The sequence below is a fragment of the Leisingera caerulea DSM 24564 genome (assembly GCF_000473325.1).
Taxonomy (GTDB): Bacteria; Pseudomonadota; Alphaproteobacteria; order Rhodobacterales; family Rhodobacteraceae; genus Leisingera; species Leisingera caerulea.
This window is the reverse complement of record NZ_AXBI01000019.1, coordinates 184,381-202,071: the sequence shown is the minus strand read 5'-3', so window position 1 is coordinate 202,071 and position 17,691 is coordinate 184,381. Positions and strand designations below refer to the sequence as shown.

General features: G+C 64.9%; 16 protein-coding genes. 10 read left to right on the top strand and 6 right to left on the bottom strand.

Annotated features, from left to right (window positions below):
- Positions 1–46: 46 nt before the first annotated feature.
- The 5 genes from hydA to CAER_RS0103040 form a co-directional block, all read right to left on the bottom strand.
- Positions 47–1,507, bottom strand: a complete 1,461-nt coding sequence (gene hydA, locus CAER_RS0103060) for a dihydropyrimidinase (RefSeq protein WP_027234033.1) — start codon at positions 1,505–1,507, stop codon at positions 47–49.
- Positions 1,504–2,763, bottom strand: a complete 1,260-nt coding sequence (locus tag CAER_RS0103055; protein WP_027234032.1) for a Zn-dependent hydrolase — start codon at positions 2,761–2,763, stop codon at positions 1,504–1,506. Before CAER_RS0103055 ends, hydA begins: the two co-directional genes overlap by 4 nt.
- Before the next feature lie 63 nt (positions 2,764–2,826).
- Positions 2,827–4,146, bottom strand: coding sequence for an omega-aminotransferase AptA (locus tag CAER_RS0103050; protein ID WP_027234031.1), 1,320 nt, complete (start codon positions 4,144–4,146; stop codon positions 2,827–2,829).
- Positions 4,147–4,171: 25 nt separating this feature from the next.
- Positions 4,172–5,611, bottom strand: coding sequence for an NAD(P)(+) transhydrogenase (Re/Si-specific) subunit beta (locus tag CAER_RS0103045; RefSeq protein WP_027234030.1), 1,440 nt, complete (start codon positions 5,609–5,611; stop codon positions 4,172–4,174).
- 15 nt (positions 5,612–5,626) lie between these two features.
- On the bottom strand, positions 5,627–7,198 hold the full coding sequence (locus tag CAER_RS0103040; RefSeq protein WP_027234029.1) for a Re/Si-specific NAD(P)(+) transhydrogenase subunit alpha: 1,572 nt from the start codon (positions 7,196–7,198) through the stop codon (positions 5,627–5,629).
- A gap of 238 nt (positions 7,199–7,436) precedes the next feature.
- Here CAER_RS0103040 and cofG point away from each other — a divergent pair, with 238 nt between their 5' ends.
- The 8 genes from cofG (at position 7,437) to CAER_RS0103000 (ending at position 14,788) form a co-directional block, all read left to right on the top strand.
- Positions 7,437–8,579: a 7,8-didemethyl-8-hydroxy-5-deazariboflavin synthase CofG gene (gene cofG, locus CAER_RS0103035; protein WP_027234028.1), complete on the top strand. Its 1,143-nt coding sequence runs from the start codon at positions 7,437–7,439 to the stop codon at positions 8,577–8,579.
- On the top strand, positions 8,576–9,850 hold the full coding sequence (cofH, locus tag CAER_RS0103030; protein ID WP_027234027.1) for a 5-amino-6-(D-ribitylamino)uracil--L-tyrosine 4-hydroxyphenyl transferase CofH: 1,275 nt from the start codon (positions 8,576–8,578) through the stop codon (positions 9,848–9,850). The genes cofG and cofH overlap by 4 nt, the downstream gene beginning before the upstream one ends.
- Complete coding sequence (gene cofD, locus CAER_RS0103025; protein ID WP_027234026.1) at positions 9,847–10,812, top strand: 2-phospho-L-lactate transferase; 966 nt, start codon at positions 9,847–9,849, stop codon at positions 10,810–10,812. Before cofH ends, cofD begins: the two co-directional genes overlap by 4 nt.
- Positions 10,809–11,468 (top strand): 2-phospho-L-lactate guanylyltransferase, encoded by a 660-nt coding sequence (gene cofC, locus CAER_RS0103020; RefSeq protein ID WP_027234025.1) that lies wholly within the window; start codon positions 10,809–10,811, stop codon positions 11,466–11,468. The genes cofD and cofC overlap by 4 nt, the downstream gene beginning before the upstream one ends.
- Positions 11,465–12,238 (top strand): coenzyme F420-0:L-glutamate ligase, encoded by a 774-nt coding sequence (gene cofE, locus CAER_RS0103015; protein ID WP_027234024.1) that lies wholly within the window; start codon positions 11,465–11,467, stop codon positions 12,236–12,238. The genes cofC and cofE overlap by 4 nt, the downstream gene beginning before the upstream one ends.
- Positions 12,235–12,903, top strand: coding sequence for an NADPH-dependent F420 reductase (gene npdG, locus CAER_RS0103010; RefSeq protein WP_027234023.1), 669 nt, complete (start codon positions 12,235–12,237; stop codon positions 12,901–12,903). Before cofE ends, npdG begins: the two co-directional genes overlap by 4 nt.
- A 24-nt stretch (positions 12,904–12,927) precedes the next feature.
- Positions 12,928–13,929, top strand: coding sequence for a TIGR03842 family LLM class F420-dependent oxidoreductase (locus CAER_RS0103005; RefSeq protein ID WP_027234022.1), 1,002 nt, complete (start codon positions 12,928–12,930; stop codon positions 13,927–13,929).
- Between the two features lie 226 nt (positions 13,930–14,155).
- The gene (locus CAER_RS0103000) at positions 14,156–14,788 is read left to right on the top strand and encodes a TetR family transcriptional regulator C-terminal domain-containing protein (protein WP_027234021.1); all 633 of its coding nucleotides are present in this window, start codon (positions 14,156–14,158) and stop codon (positions 14,786–14,788) included.
- Between the two features lie 21 nt (positions 14,789–14,809).
- On the opposite strand, the gene CAER_RS0102995 is transcribed toward CAER_RS0103000, so the two are convergent.
- Complete coding sequence (locus tag CAER_RS0102995) at positions 14,810–15,274, bottom strand: Lrp/AsnC family transcriptional regulator (protein WP_027234020.1); 465 nt, start codon at positions 15,272–15,274, stop codon at positions 14,810–14,812.
- A gap of 162 nt (positions 15,275–15,436) precedes the next feature.
- Between CAER_RS0102995 and CAER_RS0102990 the strand changes: the two genes are divergently transcribed.
- Positions 15,437–16,672 (top strand): 3-methyl-2-oxobutanoate dehydrogenase (2-methylpropanoyl-transferring) subunit alpha, encoded by a 1,236-nt coding sequence (locus CAER_RS0102990; protein WP_027234019.1) that lies wholly within the window; start codon positions 15,437–15,439, stop codon positions 16,670–16,672.
- Between the two features lies 1 nt (position 16,673).
- Positions 16,674–17,687, top strand: coding sequence for an alpha-ketoacid dehydrogenase subunit beta (locus tag CAER_RS0102985; RefSeq protein ID WP_027234018.1), 1,014 nt, complete (start codon positions 16,674–16,676; stop codon positions 17,685–17,687).
- Positions 17,688–17,691: the final 4 nt, after the last annotated feature.

The following is a 17,691-nucleotide window of genomic DNA, read 5'->3' as shown; positions in this document are numbered from 1 at the left end:
GCAGGCAGCACATGCAAGAGTCCCCGGCCTGCGCCGGGGATCATGATCAGACGCAGGCCGGCATGTTTTCAGCCGAGCGCACCACCTGGCGCGGCGCGGTGACCTCTTTCCACTTGGACAGCGCCTTGTTGACTTCCGGGAACGCGGGCCGTTCAACAAAACGCCCGTGCCCCGGAGTGGCGCAGACGGTGCCGTCGTCCACCGCCAGTTCGCCGCGGCTGAGGGTATAGCGCGGCAGGCCGGTCACCTCGCGGCCGGAGAAGACGTTGTACTCCACCACCGACTGCTGGGTTTCGGGCGAGATCACCTTGGACTTCTTCGGGTCCCACACCACCAGATCGGCGTCGGAGCCTTCCAGGATGGCCCCTTTGCGCGGGTATATGTTGAGGATACGCGCGATATTGGTCGAGGTCACGGCCACAAACTCGTTCGGTGTCAGCCGCCCGGTGTTCACGCCCTCGCTCCACAGGACAGGCATCCGGTCCTCAAGGCCGCCGGTGCCGTTCGGGATCTTGGTGAAATCGTCGATGCCAAAGCGTTTCTGATCCACGGTGAAGGCGCAGTGGTCGGTCGCCACCACCTGCAGCGATCCTGCCTGAAGGCCGGCCCAGAGGCTGTCCTGATGCGCCTTGTCGCGGAACGGCGGCGACATCACCCGCTGCGCGGCGTGGTCCCAGTTGGGGTTGCGGTATTCGCTTTCGTCCAGCACCAGATGCTGGATCAGCGGCTCGCCGAAGACGCGCATGCCTTTCTGGCGCGCCCGGCGGATCGCCTCATGCGCCTGCTCGCAGGAGGTGTGCACGACGTACAGCGGCACGCCCGCCATGTCGGCGATCATAATGGCGCGGTTGGTGGCTTCGCCCTCTACCTCGGGCGGGCGCGACAGCCCGTGGCCTTCGGGGCCGCGGATGCCGTCGGCCAGCAGCTTCTGCTGCATGGTGGCCACCACGTCGCCGTTTTCCGCATGCACCATCGGCAGCGCACCCAGCGCGGCGCAGCGGCGGAAGCTGTCGAACAGCTCATCATCATCCACCATCAGCGCGCCCTTATAGGCCATGAAGTGCTTGAAGGAGTTGATGCCCAGCTCCACAACCTGCTGCATCTCGTTGAACACCTGCTCGCTCCACCAGGTCACCGCCATGTGGAAGGAATAGTCGGCGCAGGCGCGTTTCGACTTGGCGTGCCAGGCCTCCAGCGCCTCCAGCATCGACTGGCCGGGGCTGGGCAGGCAGAAGTCCACCACCATGGTGGTGCCGCCTGCAAGGCCCGCGCGGGTGCCGGATTCAAAGTCATCCGCCGAATGGGTGCCCATGAAGGGCATTTCCAGATGCACATGGGGGTCGATGCCGCCGGGCATGACAAAGCAGCCCTCGGCGTCGAGCACCTTGTCGCCGCTGAGGTTTGCGCCGATCTGGACGATTTTGCCGTCCTCGATGGCGACATCGGCGGCATAGCTGCGGTCAGCGGCAACAATCGTGCCGCCCTTGATTACGGTTCTCTGGCTCATGCCTGCTCCTCCACAATCTCTGCGGTTTCCAGAACGGCGTGCAGCAGCACATCCGTCCCCGCCGCCGCCCATTCGCGGCTGATTTCCTCGTCCTCGTTGTGGCTGAGGCCGTCAACGCAGGGGCACATCACCATGGCGGTCGGCGCCACCTTGTTGATCCAGCAGGCATCATGGCCCGCGCCAGAAATGATGTTGCGGTGCGAATAGCCCAGCTTTTCGGCCGCCCGGCGCACCGCCTCCACGCAGCCCTCGTCAAAGGTCACCGGGTCGAAATGGCCCACCTGCTCGATCTCCAGTCCCAGTTCCAGCTCCCCTGCGATCCTGGCAGCACCTTCGCGCAGGCGCTGTTCCATGTCGGTCTGGGTGTCAAAGCTGGGCGAGCGGAAGTCGATGGTGAACACGACCTTGCCCGGCACGATGTTGCGGCTGTTGGGGTAATAGTCGCAGTGGCCGACAGCACCAACCGCATCGGGCTGGTGGCTCATCGCGATCTCATGCACCAGATCGGTGATCCGCGCGGCGCCAAGGCCCGCATTGCGGCGCATCGGCATCGGGGTGGAGCCGGTATGCGCTTCCTGGCCGGTCAGCGTGACCTGCAGCCAGTTCAGGCCCTGACCGTGGGTCACGACGCCGATGTCCTTGCCCTCGGCCTCCAGAATGGGGCCTTGCTCGATATGCAGCTCGAACATTGCGTGCATCTTGCGGTTGCCCACCGGCTCATCGCCCTTGTAGCCGATCCGGGACAGCTCCTCGCCGAACTTTTTGCCCTCCGCGTCCTCACGCGCATAGGCCCAGTCCTGGGTATGAACGCCCGCAAAGACGCCGGAGGACAGCATGGCGGGGGCAAACCGCGTGCCCTCCTCGTTGGTCCAGTTCACCACCACGATAGGGCGGCGCGGGGTGATGCCCAGATCGCGGATCGAGCGCACCACCTCAAGCCCCGCCAGCACGCCAAGGACGCCGTCGTATTTGCCGCCCGTCGGCTGGGTGTCCAGATGGCTGCCCATCATCACCGGATCCAGATCCGGCTCGGTGCCTTCCAGGCGGGCAAACATGTTGCCCATGCTGTCCACGCCCACCGTCATGCCGGCCTCTTCGCACCAGCGCTTGAACAGGTCGCGGCCTTCCTTGTCGGCATCGGTCAGCGTCTGGCGGTTGTTGCCGCCGCGCACCCCCGGGCCCTTGGTTGCCATCTCCATCAGCGAGTCCCACAGGCGGCTGCCGTTGATGCGGGCGTTGCTTTGCACGTCTTTCATATCTCTCTCCCTTTGCCGCCCCTGCCCCGCGCGCCGCTTGGGCCGCAGGCCAGGGGCAGGTCCTCACGCGATGAGCGACTCGGCCAGAATGCCGATCAGCTCGTCGATTTCCCGTTTTTCGATGATCAGCGGCGGCGACATGGCGATGATGTCGCCGGTGGTGCGCAGATGCGCCCCCTTGTCCCAGGCGCGCAGGTAGGTGTCGAAGGCGCGCTTGGTCGGCACGCCCGCCACCGGCTCCAGCTCCACCGCGCCGACCAGGCCCGCGCAGCGGATGTCCTTCACATGCGGCAGCCCCTTGAGGCTGAACAGCGCGTCGGCCCAATATTCCTCCAGCGACGCGGCGCGCTCGAACAGCTCCTCCTCGCGGTAGGTGTCCAGCGCCGCCAGGGCGGCCGCACAGGCGACCGGGTTGCCGGAGTAGGTGTAGCCGTGGAACAGCTCAATCATATGCTCCGGCCCGGTCATGAAGGCGTCGTGGATTTCGCTGCTGACCATCACCGCACCCATCGGGATCACCCCGTTGGTAAGGCCCTTGGCGGTGGTGATTATGTCCGGCTCGACGCCGTAGTAATCGGCGCCAAACGCCCGGCCCAGGCGGCCATAGGCGGTGATCACCTCGTCAAAGATCAGCAGGATGCCATGCTCGCGGGTGATCTCGCGCAGCCGCTGCAAATAGCCCTTGGGCGGCAGGATCACCCCGGCGGAGCCCGCCATCGGCTCGACGATCACCGCGGCGATGGTTTCGGCCCCGTGCAGGTCAATGAGCCGCACCAGGTCTTCGGCCAGCTCCGCGCCATGCTCCGGCTGGCCCTTGGTAAAGGCGTTGCGCTCCGGATCATGGGTGTGGCGCAGGTGGTCGACGCCGGTCAGCAGGCTGCCGAAATGGCGGCGGTTGTTGACGATCCCGCCCACCGAAATGCCGCCGAAATTGACCCCGTGATAGCCCTTCTCGCGGCCGATCAGCCGGGTGCGGCCCTGCTCGCCCTTGGCCTTGTGATAGGCCAGCGCGATCTTCAGCGCGGTCTCCACCGATTCAGAGCCGGAGTTGGTGAAGAACACGTGGTTCAGATCGCCCGGCGCCAGCTCGGCAAGTCGGTTGGCCAGCTCAAACGCCTTGGGGTGGCCCATCTGGAAGGCGGGCGCATAGTCCAGTTCGGTGACCTGTTTCTGCACCGCTTCGGTGATGCGCGGCGCGGCGTGGCCTGCATTGACGCACCACAGGCCCGCGGTGCCATCCATCACCTTCCGCCCGTCGGTGGTGGTGTAATACATCCCCTCCGCCGCAGCGACCATGCGCGGGTTTTGCTTGAACTGCCGGTTGGCCGTGAACGGCATCCAATAGGCGTCCATCGCGTTTGCGCGTTTTGGATCAGTGGTCATATCCGAATCCTTTTCTTGAGAGTGGTCAGGCCGCAACCTGGTTCAGCAGCGTGTCGAGGCTTTGCTTTGCATCGCCGTAGAACATGCGGGTGTTTTCCTTGAAGAACAGGGGGTTCTCGATGCCGGAGTAGCCCGTGCCCTGGCCGCGCTTGGAGACGAAGACCTGTTTCGCCTTCCAGCACTCCAGAACCGGCATGCCGGCGATGGGGGAGTTGGGGTCCTCCTGCGCGGCAGGGTTCACGATGTCGTTGGAGCCGATGACGATGGCCACGTCGGTGTCCGGGAAATCCTCGTTGATCTCGTCCATCTCCAGCACGATGTCGTAAGGCACCTTGGCCTCGGCCAAGAGGACGTTCATGTGGCCCGGCAGGCGGCCTGCAACCGGGTGGATAGCAAACCGCACATCTTTCCCTTTTGCCCGCAAACGCCGGGTCAGTTCGGCGACGTTCTGCTGCGCCTGCGCCACCGCCATGCCGTAGCCGGGGATGATCACCACAGAATCGGCCTCCTCCAGCGCCGCCGCCACGCCGTCGGCGTCGATGGCGATCTGCTCGCCGTCGATCTCCATCGCAGGCCCCGTGGTGCCGCCGAAGCCGCCCAGGATCACGCTGATGAAGGAGCGGTTCATCGCCTTGCACATGATGTAGCTGAGGATCGCACCGGAGGAGCCGACCAGCGCGCCGACCACGATCAAGAGGTCATTGCCAAGCGAGAAGCCGATCGCCGCCGCGGCCCAGCCGGAGTAGCTGTTCAGCATCGAGACCACCACCGGCATGTCGGCGCCGCCGATGCCCATGATCAGGTGGTAGCCGATGAACAGCGCCGCCAGCGTCATCAGCAGGAGCGGCAGGAAGCCGCCCGAGTTGAAGTACCAGATCAGGCAGAGAAAGGAGAGCCCCGCGGCGCTGGCGTTCAGCATGTGGCCGCCCGGCAGCTTGGTCGCGGCCGAGGTCACCTTGCCCGCCAGCTTGCCGAAAGCGATGACCGAGCCGGTGAAGGTGATCGCACCGATGAAGATGCCGAGGAAGAGTTCCACGCGCAGGAAGGCGATCTCGGCCGGGGTCTTCTTGGCGATCAGCTTGGCAAAGGTGCCCAGGTCCTCGGTGCTGCCCGCAGCCACGGCCGCCGCCACATTGCCGATCTCGAAATGGGCGATGAAGCCGACGAACACCGCGGCGAGGCCGACCAGCGAGTGCATCGCGGCGACCAGCTGCGGCATCTCGGTCATCTGCACCCGCTTGGCGACATAGGTGCCGATGAGGCCGCCGCCCGCGATCAGCAGGACCGACAAGAGCCACAGGCCGGAGCCGGGGCCGATCAGGGTGGCAAAAACCGCCAGCCCCATGCCGGCAATGCCGTACCAGACCGCGCGCTTGGCGCTTTCCTGGTTGGAGAGGCCGCCAAGCGACAGGATGAAAAGAACAGCCGCAACGACATAGGCGGCGGTGGTGAAACCGTAATCCATTTTACCTGCCTCGCTTTAAGATTTCTGGAACATGGCGAGCATGCGCCGGGTGACGAGGAAGCCGCCGAAGATGTTGATACCCGCCATGAAGACGCTGAGCGCCGCCAGCAGGATCACCAGGAACGAGCCGGAGCCGATCTGCATCAAAGCGCCCAGGATGATGATCGAGGAGATCGCGTTGGTCACCGCCATCAGCGGCGTGTGCAGGCTGTGCGCCACGCCCCAGATCACCTGGAAGCCCACGAAACAGGCCAGCGCAAAGACGATGAAATGCTGCATGAAGCTGACCGGCGCAAAGAGGCCCACCAGCAAGAGCAGCGCACCGCCGCCCGCCAGCAGGGTGACCTGGCTCTTGGTCTGCGCCTTGAAGGCCGCAACCTCCTGGGCGCGTTTTTCCTCCGGCGTCAGCTCCGGCACCGTCTCCTTGGGCTTGGCGGCAATCGCCTGCACCTTGGGCGGCGGCGGCGGGAAGGTGATCTCGCCCTCAAACGCCACGGTGGCGCCGCGGATCACGTCGTCCTCCATGTCGTGGTTGACCTGGCCGTCCTTGTCCGGCGTGAGGTCGGCCATCATGTGGCGGATGTTGGTGGCATAAAGCGTCGAGGACTGCGCCGCCATCCGGCTGGGGAAATCAGTGTAGCCGATGATGGTGACGCCGTTGTCGGTCACGATCTTCTCATCCGCCACGGTCAGCTTGCAGTTGCCGCCCTTCTCCGCCGCCAGGTCGACGATGACCGAGCCCGGCTTCATCGCCGCGACCATATCCTCGGTCCACAGCTCCGGCGCCTCGCGGTTGGGGATCAGCGCGGTGGTGATGACGATGTCCATCTCCGGCGCCAGCTCGCGGAACTTCGCCAGCTGCGCTTCGCGGAATTCCGGCGAGGAAACAGAGGCATAGCCGCCCGAGGCGCTGCCGTCCTGCTGCTCCTCCTCGAAATCGAGATAGACGAATTCGGCGCCCATCGATTCCACCTGCTCGGCCACTTCGGGGCGCACGTCAAAGGCATAGGTCACCGCGCCCAGCGAGGTCGAGGTGCCGATCGCGGCAAGCCCCGCGACGCCTGCGCCGACCACCAGCACCTTGGCGGGCGGCACCTTGCCTGCCGCGGTGATCTGGCCAGTGAAGAAGCGGCCGAAGTTGTTGCCCGCCTCGATGACCGCGCGGTAGCCCGCGATATTGGCCATCGACGACAGCGCATCCATCTTCTGCGCGCGGCTGATCCGCGGCACCATTTCCATGGCGATCACATTGGCGCCCTTGGCCTTGGCCAGCGCCATGCCTTCTTCGTTCCCAGCCGGGTTGAAGAAGGAAATCAGCGTCTTGCCCTTGGTCAGCCGCTTCAGCTCGGTGGCGTCCGGCTGGCGCACCTTGGCGACAATATCGGCGGCTTTCCACAGCGCGGCCGGTGTCTTGATGATCTCGACCCCGGCGGCTTCGTAAGCGGCATCGGAAAACCCCGCCGCCGCCCCGGCCCCGGCCTCGATCGCGCAATCATACCCCAGCTTCTGCAGCTGACGCGCAGAGTCCGGCGTCATCGCAACGCGCGACTCTCCAGCCGCCAACTCCCTTGGCGTTCCAATAAGCACTTCAATGTCCTCCCTTTTCGCTGAAGCGTCCGGCAAACCGGCTGCCTGCGATTGGGAAGAAGTATTTGGATGTTTTACTTAGTAGTCAATATTTTTGTCAGCTCATATTTTTTGCAGTTTAAAAACAGCCTATTATCTGCAATCAACACACCTTCACGGTATTTTTTTTGACTTACAGCTAAAAAAATATTTGACATGCCGCGCCCTCCTCCACAGTCTTTGAGGCAGGGAGGACACCATGAACACCCAATCGCTCAGCACAGGCACAGCCTGGGCGGAGACCGGGGATTTGCGCGCCCTGATGATGCGCGCAGCCGGGATCCGCGACGCCCACTGGGGCCGCACGGTCACCTATTCGCGCAAGGCCTTTGTGCCTTTGACCAACATGTGCCGCGACACCTGCGGCTACTGCACCTTCGTCAAGCATCCGGAGTCTCCGGAGGCCAATATCATGACGCCGGAGCAGGTGCTGGCCACCGCACAGAAGGGTGAGCGCGAGGGCTGCAAGGAACTCCTCTTCAGCCTCGGTGAAAAGCCGGAACTGCGTTATGAGAAGGCCCGCAAGGGGCTGGAAAAGCTCGGCTATTCCCGCCTGACCGATTACCTGCGCGACATGTGCGAGCTGGTGCTGACGGAAACCAGCCTGCTGCCGCATGTGAACGCGGGCACCCTCACCGATGACGAGATCGACGTGCTGCGCCCGGTCTCCGCCTCGATGGGGATGATGCTGGAAACCGTGAGCCGCCGCCTGACCCGCAAGGGCCAGCCGCATTATGCCTGCCCCGACAAGGTGCCGGTGCAGCGGCTGCGCACGCTGGAGCGCGCAGGCGAGAAACAGGTGCCCTTCACCACCGGCCTGCTGATCGGCATTGGCGAAACATTTGCCGAGCGGATCGAGGCGCTGCACGCCATCAACAACGCCCACGCCCGCCACGGCCACATCCAGGAAGTGATCATCCAGAACTTCCAGCGCAAGCCGGATATCGAGATGGCGAACCACCCGGAACCGGCGCTGGAGGACATGCTGCGCACCATCGCCGCCGCCCGCATCATCCTGGCACCGGAGATCAGCCTGCAGGCGCCGCCGAACCTCAGCGCCCGCCACATCGCCTATCTGGAGGCAGGCATCAACGACTGGGGCGGCATTTCGCCCGTGACCATCGACTTCATCAACCCGCAGCACGAATGGCCGGAGATCCGAGCGCTGGCAAGCTCCTGCACCGGGGCCGGTTTTGACCTGCGCGAGCGGCTCACCGTTTACCCCCGCTACCTGACCGGGGACAGCGGCTTCATCAACCCCGGCGTGCTGGCCCGTGCGGCCGGCATGGCCCAGGAAAACGGCCTCGCCCGCGATCAGCGCCACATCGGAGAGACAGCATGACCATCCAGCACCCCGCCGAGAATTTTGCCGCGGTCCCGGCTGCCGTCGGCGCCGCCTCCGCCCCGGTCCGCGCCATTCTGGAGATGGCGCTGGAGGGCGGCGAAGTGTCCGAAGCCGAAGGCGTCGAGCTGTTCCGCGCCACCGGCGCTGACGCCGTGGCCGTCTATGCCGTGGCCGACGAGCTGCGCCGCCGCGCCAATGGCGACCGCGTCTCCTTTGTGGTGAACCGCAACATCAACTTCACCAACATCTGCTATATGGGCTGCCGCTTCTGCGGTTTTGCCAAGCGCAGCGAGGACAAGGACGCCGAGTGGCTGGAGCCCGAACAGATCGTCGAGCGCGCGCAGGAGGCCTGGGACCGCGGTGCGACCGAGGTCTGCATCCAGGGCGGCCTGCATCCCAAGATGGAGGGAACCTACTACCGCGACATTATCCGCGCCATCAAGGCAGCGCTGCCGGACATGCATATCCATGCCTTCTCGCCGTTTGAGATCTGGTATGGCGCGTCCAAGACCAAGATGTCCTATCACGACTTCCTGGCGGATCTGAAAGACGCCGGTCTCGGCTCGATGCCCGGCACCGCGGCGGAGATCCTGGATACCGAAGTGCGGATGCAGCTGACCAAGAACAAGCTGAGCGCCGAAAAATGGGTGGAGATCATCCGCGCCGCGCATGAGGTCGGCATCCCCACCACCGCCACCATCATGTACGGCCATATCGACGGGCCTGAGCACTGGGCCGCGCACATCAGGCTACTGCGCGACATCCAGAAGGATACCGGCGGCTTCACCGAGCTGGTGCCGCTCTCCTTTGTGCATACCGAATCGCCGCTTTGGTCGCAGAACCCGGACAAAGTGCGCCCCGGCCCGACTGCGCTGGAGGTGGACCTGATGCACGCGGTGTCGCGCATCATGCTGCACGGCTGGATCGACAATATCCAAGTGAGCTGGACCAAGCTGGGCGCGGCGCGGGCACAGCAGATGCTGTCACGCGGGGTCAACGACCTGGGCGGCACGCTGATGAACGAAAGCATCTCGCGCTCGGCCGGGTCTGCCCACGGGCAGGAGATCACAGCGCGCGAACTGACAGAGATCATCCGCGCCGCGGGCCGGGTGCCGGTGCGCCGCAACACCATTTACGAGATCCGCGACGTCTATGTCGATCACGATCCCGAGGTGATCGCGCCACTGGTGGACCGTCAGGGCAGCGACCCGCTGGCGTTTCTGGAAATGTTCCCCGAACGCGGGCCCAAGCTGGAGGCGGCAGAATGAGCGCGCAGAAGCATAAGGTCACCCTGCTGGCGGGTGGCGTCGGCGGTGCCAAGATGGCCGAGGGCCTGGCCGCGCTGCCGGATGTGGCGCTGTCGGTGATCGGCAATGTGGCGGATGACGATGAGTTTCACGGCCTCTGGGTCTCGCCCGATATCGACACGCTGACTTACAGCCTGGGTGATGTGATCGACCGCAACCAGGGCTGGGGCGTGGCGGATGAGGGCCACCGGGCGCTGGAGACGCTGAACAAGCTGGGCGCGGACACCTGGATGTCGCTGGGCGACCGCGACTTTGGCCTGCACATCTACCGCACCATGCGCCGCCTGCAGGGCGACCGGCCCAGCGATATCGCCCGCGACGTGGCGCGCGCCTTTGGGGTGCGGGCGGAGATCCTGCTGCCGACAGATAATAAGGTGCAGACACGGGTGCGCACCGATGCGGGCTGGCTGAGCTTCCAGGAGTATTTCGTGCGCGAACGCTGCGCCCCGGACGTGCGGGAGCTGGCCTTTGACGGGCTGGCGCAGGCCCGCCCCGCGCCAGAGGCGCTGGCGGCGATCCGGCAGGCGGATTTGATCGTGATTGCGCCCTCCAACCCGCTGGTCAGCATTGCCCCCATTCTGGGCGTGCCGGGCATCACCGCGGCGCTGCGCGCGGCGCGTGCGCAGAAGGTTGCTGTCAGCCCGTTCATCGGCGGCAAGGTGGTCAAGGGCCCGGCCGACCGCATGATGGCGGCGCTGGGGGAACGGGCCGATGCGGCCGGTGTGGCTGCGCGGTACCGCGGGCTGGCCGATACGCTGGTGATCGACCACGCGGACGCCGGGCTGGCGGGCGAAATCCGCGCGATGGGGCTGGCGCCGGTCTGCAGCGACATTCTGATGAAGACCCAGGACGATAAGGCCCGCCTTGCACGCGAAGTTGCGGATCTGGGCCTTGCCCGCACAAACCGGGAGACGGCGGCATGAGCGCGGCGGTGAAATGCAGCAAGCGGCTGGCGGTGATCCCGATGAAGGACCCCTCCAGGGCCAAGACGCGGTTGAGCATGGCGCTGGCGCCGCGGGACCGCGAAGCGCTGGCCCGGGGGCTGTTCCGCTCCACCATCACGCGGCTGCAGGAGGCGGTTGCCATGCTGCCCGAAGGCGCCGCCGACATTGCCGTGGTGTCCAACAGCCCGGTGATTGCGCGGATCGCGCGCCAGGCCGGGCTGATCTGCATCGACGACAACGACCCCGGCACCCTGTCGCTGGCGGTGGAGGCAGCAGCGGATTGGGCAACGGCCAAAGGGTATGAGGCACTGTGCGTGCTGCCGGGCGATCTGGCGGACCCGTCGCCGGACGATCTGGCCCAGCTTCTGGCCTATCCGCTGGACGGCACCCGCGCGGTGCTGTGCCCGGCGACCGACCTTGGCACCAACGCGCTTTTGGTGCCGCTGCCCTGCCCCTTTGCCTTTGCCTACGGGCAGAAGTCGCTGATCGCCCACCGGCGTGCGGCAGAAATTGCGGGCCTTTGCCCGGTGGTGCTGCCGCTGGACAGCCTGCGTATTGATGTCGACACCGCCGAGGATCTCAGCTGCCTGCTGGCGCAGGACCCGCAGGCGCTGGTGCGGGAGGGCGCGCGATGAGTCTGTCCGTCTCCCTCACCGCCGTGCCCGGCGTGCCGGATATCCGGAACGGCGACGATCTGGGCGCGATCCTGGGTGATTGCCTGGAGCAGGCCGGGCTTGGCCTGCAGGACGGCGATATCCTGTGCATCGCGCAGAAGGTGTTCTCCAAGGCCGAGGACTGCATCATCCCGCTGGCCTCGGTCACGCCCTCGGACGAGGCCGTCAAATACGGCGAGGAGCTGAACAAGGACCCGCGCAAGGTGGAGATCGTCCTGCGCGAAAGCACCCGGGTGGTGCGCGCCTTCCGCCGCCCGGATCAGAACACCGGCACGATGATCTGCGAACACCGGCTGGGTTTCATCTCCGCCAATGCCGCGGTGGATGAGTCGAACTTCGGCGAGGAGGACGCGGCGATGGTGCTGCCGCGCGACCCCGACGCCAGCTGCGAGCGTTTGCGCACGTCGCTGGCCGCCCGCTTCGGCGCGCAGATCGGCGTGGTGATGACCGACACCTTCGGCCGCCCCTGGCGGCTGGGCCAGATCAACGTGGCCATCGGGCTGAGCAAGGTCCCGGCCACCATTCAGGAGCAGGGCAACCTGGATGCCTGGGGGCGGCCCTTGCAGGTGACCGAACCGGCGCTGGCCGATGAAATCTCCGCCGCCTCCGGTCTGGTGGTGCGCAAGAACGGAAAAACACCGGCGGTGCTGCTGCGCGGGCTCGACTGGCAGCCCGCCGACAGCCGCGGCGCCGACATACTCAGAAAAAAACAGGAGGATATGTTCAGATGAAGATCGCAATCATTGGCGGCACCGGGCCGCAGGGCCAGGGGCTGGCGCTGCGCTTTGCCCGCGCAGGGATCGCCGTGGCACTGGGTTCGCGCGATGGCGAGCGCAGCGCCGGCATCGCGGCAGACCTGATGGCAAAGCTGCCGGAAGGCGCCGCACCGATCGAAGGGCTGGACAATGCTGGCGCCACCGCGGCGGCGGATGAAATGGTCATCCTCGCGGTGCCGTTTTCTGCCCACAACGCCACGCTGGAGGCGCTGAAGCCGCAGCTGGAAGGCAAGATCCTGGTCGACATCGTGGTGCCGCTGAAGGAAGGCGACCCCAAGAAGGTTGAAATGCCGCCAGAAGGCTCCGCCACCGAGGCCGCGCAGGCGCTGCTGGGTGACGACATTCCGGTGATCGGCGCGCTGCACAACGTGTCGGCGACCACGCTCAACAACCTCGACTGGCCGATCAACTGCGACATCCTGGTCTGCGGCAACAGCCTGCCTGCCCGCAAGAAGGTGATTGAGCTGGTCGGCGCGCTGGATGTTCAGGCCTACAACGCCGGCGACGCCGAGGCCGCCCGCTGCATCGAGGCGATCACCCCGATCCTGATCCGCCAGAACATTTCCAAGGCGGTGCCCTTCACCCATGCGGGCATCCGCATCTGGGCCCCCGAACACTAAGATTCCAACAGGGAGAAAACACACATGGAATTCGGTATTTGCTTCAAGGGCTTCGTTGAGCCCGAACGCGCCCGCGCACTGGTCCGCCAGGCGGAAAACGCAGGCTTTGCCTACTGCTGGTTCTACGACAGCCACATCCTGTGGCGCGAAAGCTTTGTCGCGATGGCGATGTGCATGGAGCACACCACCAAGATGCGCTTCGGCCCGCTGGTGACCAACCCGAACTCGCGCGAGTGGTCGGTGGCAGCCTCGCTGTTCGGCTCGCTGGCGAAACAGTCCGGCGGACGTTTCGACATCGGCCTGGGCCGCGGGGACAGCGCCGTGCGGGTGATGGGCAAGAAGCCGTCGACCATCAAGCGGATGGAAGAATTCACCCACGTCGTGAAGTCGCTGATCCGCGGCGAGGAAGTGCAGTACGGCGAATGCCCCGAGCCGGTGAAATTCCCCTGGGCCCAGGGCTACGAACTGCCGGTCTGGATCGGCGCATATGGTCCCAAGGCCCTGGCCTCGGCCGGCAAGGTCGGTGACGGCGTGGTACTGCAGATCGCCGAACCCAAGATCATCAAATGGCTGGCCGATCAGGCCAAGGCCGGCGGCGAGGCCGAAGGCCGCGACATGTCGAACTACCGCGTGATGGCGGCAGCGCCCGCGCATACCGGCCCGATCGAGGAAGGCATCGAGAAGACCAAGTGGTTCCCCGCCATGGTCGGCAACCATGTCGCTGACATCGTTGAGAAATACGGCACCGACGGCGATCACGTCCCCACCAGCCTGACCGACTACATCAAGAACCGCAAGGGCTACGACTATTCCAAGCACGGCCAGAGCGATAACCCGTACCTGGACTTCATCACCGAAGACATCGTCAAGAGCTTCTGCGTGCTGGGCACCCCGGACGAACATATCGCCAAGATCCGCGATCTGCAGGATGCCGGCACCACCCAGTTCAACATCTATCTCGACAGCGGCGACGAAGAGAAAATCATCGCCGACTATGGCGAGAAGATCATCCCGGCCTTCCGCTGAACTGCACCGGGCCCCGGCCCGGAAACGGCACCGTCCGGACAAATCTCCCCGCGGACGGTGCCTATTGGCGGGCGGCTCTGGCTGCCCGCTCATTTGCCCCACGGGGCGGCCCGCCCGCAGCCGCACGTTGATTTGAACCGGCCTTTTGCGCGCGACCGCTGGCAACAGCCTTTGACTTGTGCCAATAGGGCGCCAGATAGACATTTTTATAGGTGGCGGAATTTACATGGCGCGCATGGCAGCTGAAAAGCCGAAGACCCGGATTCAGCGGAAAAAGACTGAACAAATCCTGGCCTCCGCGCTGGAGGTTTTTGCCCAGCACGGATCTTCCGGCGCGTCGATCAACCTGATTGCCAAGAACGCCGGGCTGACCACGCCGAACCTGCTGTATTATTTCGAAAGCAAGGACGCGATCCGCAAGGAGCTTCTGGCCCGCACCCTTCAGCTGTGGATGGCGCCGCTGAACATGCTGAGCCCGCATGGCGACCCGATCGACGAAATCTGCCAGTACATCCGCCGCAAGCTGGAAATCTCGCGGAATTTCCCAAAGGAAAGCAAGTTCTTCGCCAATGAGATCCTGAGCGGCCTGCCGCAGTCGCGCAGCGAGATCTTCGGCCCGCTGAAGGAGCTGTACAACACCAAGATCACTGTGCTGGAGGACTGGATGCGCGAGGGCCGGATTGCAACCGTCGATCCGCACCATCTGCTGTATTCGATCTGGGCCACCACCCAGCACTACGCCGATTTCGACGTCCAGATCGAGGAAATCGCCCCCGCCAAGGCACAGGACCGCTATGCCGAGGCTGAGGTGTTCCTGCTGGAGATGTACCGGAAACTTCTGGCGGTCGAGGCCGGCTGACGGCCGCTGACCGCCCCGCGGTCACGGAATCCGCGCCCGGTCGATGAATTTGCGCAGCGCAAAGCGCGACCGCACCACGCGGATGCCGGAGATGCGCAGCAATTTGGTCTGCAGGAACGTCTCGAATTCCTCCAGGCTTTCCACCACGATTTCCAAGAGAAAGTCCTGCGCGCCGGTCATCAGCGTGCCGGTCACCACTTCCTCGAACTGAGCAATCTTCTTCTGGAAGCTGGCGATCTCGTCCGCGTCCTGGCGCTCCAGCTCCACCGACACAAAGGCGGTGATGCCAAACCCCGCCGCCTTGCGGTCGATGCGGGCGTTGTAGCCGGAAATCAGGCCGCTTTCCTCCAGCCGCTGCAGGCGCCGCTTGCAGGGCGTCTGGGACAGGCCGACTCGGGCCGCCAGCTGCACCAGGGGAATCCGCCCGTCATCACGCAGCGCGCGAAGTATCTCCCGATCAACTGAATCTGTAGCGAAAACCACCATAAATTTTGCGTTTCCGAGTAAATTTCCTCTGATTTTCGCACCAGTACCCCCATATTCGTTATTTTTCAACCATGCGGTTTTGCTAAGCTGTCGGGACAGGCACTGCGCCGCGCGCATTCTTCCGCGCGCCGCCTGGGGGCGCTCAGAACAAAGAGGTACCGCATGAGTGATGACTTTCCGCCGCTATCGCTGAACGTGCCGGAACCGGGCTGCCGTCCGGGCGACACACCTGATTTCTCGGACTTCGAAATTCCGCGCGCCGGGGCCGTCAAACGCCCGCCGGTTGATGCGGACCCCGACTCGATCCGCGACATGGCGTTTTCCATTGTCCGGGTGCTGAACAAGGACGGCGAGGCGGTTGGCGACTGGGCCGGCGCGCTGAGCCCTGACGAGCTGCGCGAGGGCCTGCGGCACATGCTGACCCTGCGCACGTTTGACGCGCGGATGCTGAATGCGCAGCGCCAGGGGAAAACCAGCTTTTACATGCAGCATCTGGGCGAAGAGGCCGTGTCCTGCGCCTTTTCCCGTGCGCTGAGGCCGGGCGACATGAACTTCCCGACCTACCGCCAGGCCGGGCTGCTGATCGCGGGCGGCTATCCGATGCTGACCATGATGAACCAGATCTATTCCAACGCCGACGACCCGCTGCACGGGCGCCAGCTGCCGATCATGTATTCCTCCAAGGAACACGGGTTCTTTTCGATTTCCGGCAATCTGGGCACCCAGTTCGTGCAATCGGTCGGCTGGGCAATGGCCTCGGCCATTTCGGGCGACACCAAGATCGCCACCGGCTGGATCGGCGACGGCTCCACGGCTGAGAGCGATTTTCACGCCGCCATGGTTTTTGCCTCCACCTACAAGGCGCCGGTGGTCTTGAACATCGTCAACAACCAATGGGCAATTTCCACCTTCCAGGGCATTGCCCGCGGCGGCGTCGGCACCTTTGCCGCCCGCGGCCACGGCTTTGGCATCGCCTCGATCCGGGTGGACGGCAACGACTACCTGGCCGTGCACGCAGTGGCGAAATGGGCCTGCGAACGCGCCCGCCTGGGGCATGGCCCGACCCTGATCGAACATGTCACCTACCGCGCGGGCGGCCATTCCACCAGCGACGACCCCTCCGCCTACCGCTCCCGGCGCGAGGCTGCGGCCTGGCCCCTGGGCGATCCCATCGAGCGGCTGAAGACCCATCTCATCACCATTGGCGAGTGGAGCGAGGACCGCCACACCCAGGCTGAGGCGGAAATTCTGGACGGCGTCATCGCCACCCAGAAGCAGGCCGAGGCGATCGGCACATTGGGCGGCGGCAAGACCCCCAGCCCGCGCGACATGTTCGAAGGCGTTTATGAAACCATGCCGCCGCATCTGATCCGGCAGCGCCAGGAAGCGGGGTACTGAGATGGCCAGCATGACCATGATCGAGGCCATCCGCGAGGCCCATGACGTGGCGATGGCGGCAGACGACCGCGTCGTCGTCTTTGGCGAGGATGTGGGATTTTTCGGCGGCGTCTTCCGCTGCACCGCGGGATTGCAGGAGAAATACGGAAAATCACGCTGCTTTGACGCGCCGATCAACGAATCCGGCATCGTCGGCACCGCCATCGGCATGGCGGCTTACGGGCTGAAGCCGGTGATCGAGATCCAGTTCGCCGATTATGTCTATCCGGCCTATGACCAGATCGTCTCTGAGGCGGCGCGCCTGCGGCACCGCTCCAACGCCGATTTCACCTGCCCGCTGGTGATCCGCATGCCCACCGGCGGCGGCATCTTCGGCGGCCAGACCCACAGCCAGAGCCCGGAGGCGCTGTTCACGCATGTGTCGGGGCTGAAGGTGGTGGTGCCCTCCAATCCGCGCGACGCCAAGGGGCTGTTGCTGGCCGCCATCGAGGACCCGGATCCGGTGATCTTTCTGGAGCCGAAGCGGCTTTATAACGGCCCCTTCGACGGCTACCACGACCGCCCCGTCACCAGCTGGAAATCCCACCCCAAGGGCGACGTGCCGGAGGGCGCAGAGACCGTGCCGCTGGGCAAGGCCAGCATCACCCGCGAGGGTGCGGACGTCACGGTTCTGGCCTATGGCACCATGGTCTATGTGGCGGAAGCTGCGGCAGAGGCCGCCGGAGTCGACGCCGAGGTGATCGACCTGCGCACCCTGCTGCCCCTTGATCTGGAGACAATCACCGCATCCGTTGAAAAGACCGGCCGCTGCGTGATCGTGCATGAGGCGACGCGCACCTCCGGGTTCGGCGCCGAACTGATGAGCCTGGTGCAGGAAAACTGCTTTTACCACCTGGAGGCGCCGATCATCCGCGTCACCGGCTGGGACACGCCCTATCCGCACGCGCAGGAATGGGAATATTTCCCCGGCCCCGCCCGGGTCGGCGAGGCATTGAAAAAAGTGATGGAGGGCTGACCGG

Bases quoted from the DNA above. Each gene is read 5' to 3' on its own strand.
- cofG (WP_027234028.1), top strand. From the start codon at position 7,437: ATGAACACCCAATCGCTCAGCACAGGCACAGCCTGGGCGGAGACCGGG.
- hydA (WP_027234033.1), bottom strand. From the start codon at position 1,507: ATGAGCCAGAGAACCGTAATCAAGGGCGGCACGATTGTTGCCGCTGAC.
- npdG (WP_027234023.1), top strand. From the start codon at position 12,235: ATGAAGATCGCAATCATTGGCGGCACCGGGCCGCAGGGCCAGGGGCTG.
- cofE (WP_027234024.1), top strand. From the start codon at position 11,465: ATGAGTCTGTCCGTCTCCCTCACCGCCGTGCCCGGCGTGCCGGATATC.
- CAER_RS0102995 (WP_027234020.1), bottom strand. From the start codon at position 15,274: ATGGTGGTTTTCGCTACAGATTCAGTTGATCGGGAGATACTTCGCGCG.
- cofD (WP_027234026.1), top strand. From the start codon at position 9,847: ATGAGCGCGCAGAAGCATAAGGTCACCCTGCTGGCGGGTGGCGTCGGC.
- CAER_RS0103000 (WP_027234021.1), top strand. From the start codon at position 14,156: ATGGCGCGCATGGCAGCTGAAAAGCCGAAGACCCGGATTCAGCGGAAA.
- CAER_RS0102985 (WP_027234018.1), top strand. From the start codon at position 16,674: ATGGCCAGCATGACCATGATCGAGGCCATCCGCGAGGCCCATGACGTG.
- cofC (WP_027234025.1), top strand. From the start codon at position 10,809: ATGAGCGCGGCGGTGAAATGCAGCAAGCGGCTGGCGGTGATCCCGATG.
- CAER_RS0103050 (WP_027234031.1), bottom strand. From the start codon at position 4,146: ATGACCACTGATCCAAAACGCGCAAACGCGATGGACGCCTATTGGATG.
- cofH (WP_027234027.1), top strand. From the start codon at position 8,576: ATGACCATCCAGCACCCCGCCGAGAATTTTGCCGCGGTCCCGGCTGCC.
- CAER_RS0103055 (WP_027234032.1), bottom strand. From the start codon at position 2,763: ATGAAAGACGTGCAAAGCAACGCCCGCATCAACGGCAGCCGCCTGTGG.
- CAER_RS0103005 (WP_027234022.1), top strand. From the start codon at position 12,928: ATGGAATTCGGTATTTGCTTCAAGGGCTTCGTTGAGCCCGAACGCGCC.
- CAER_RS0102990 (WP_027234019.1), top strand. From the start codon at position 15,437: ATGAGTGATGACTTTCCGCCGCTATCGCTGAACGTGCCGGAACCGGGC.
- CAER_RS0103045 (WP_027234030.1), bottom strand. From the start codon at position 5,611: ATGGATTACGGTTTCACCACCGCCGCCTATGTCGTTGCGGCTGTTCTT.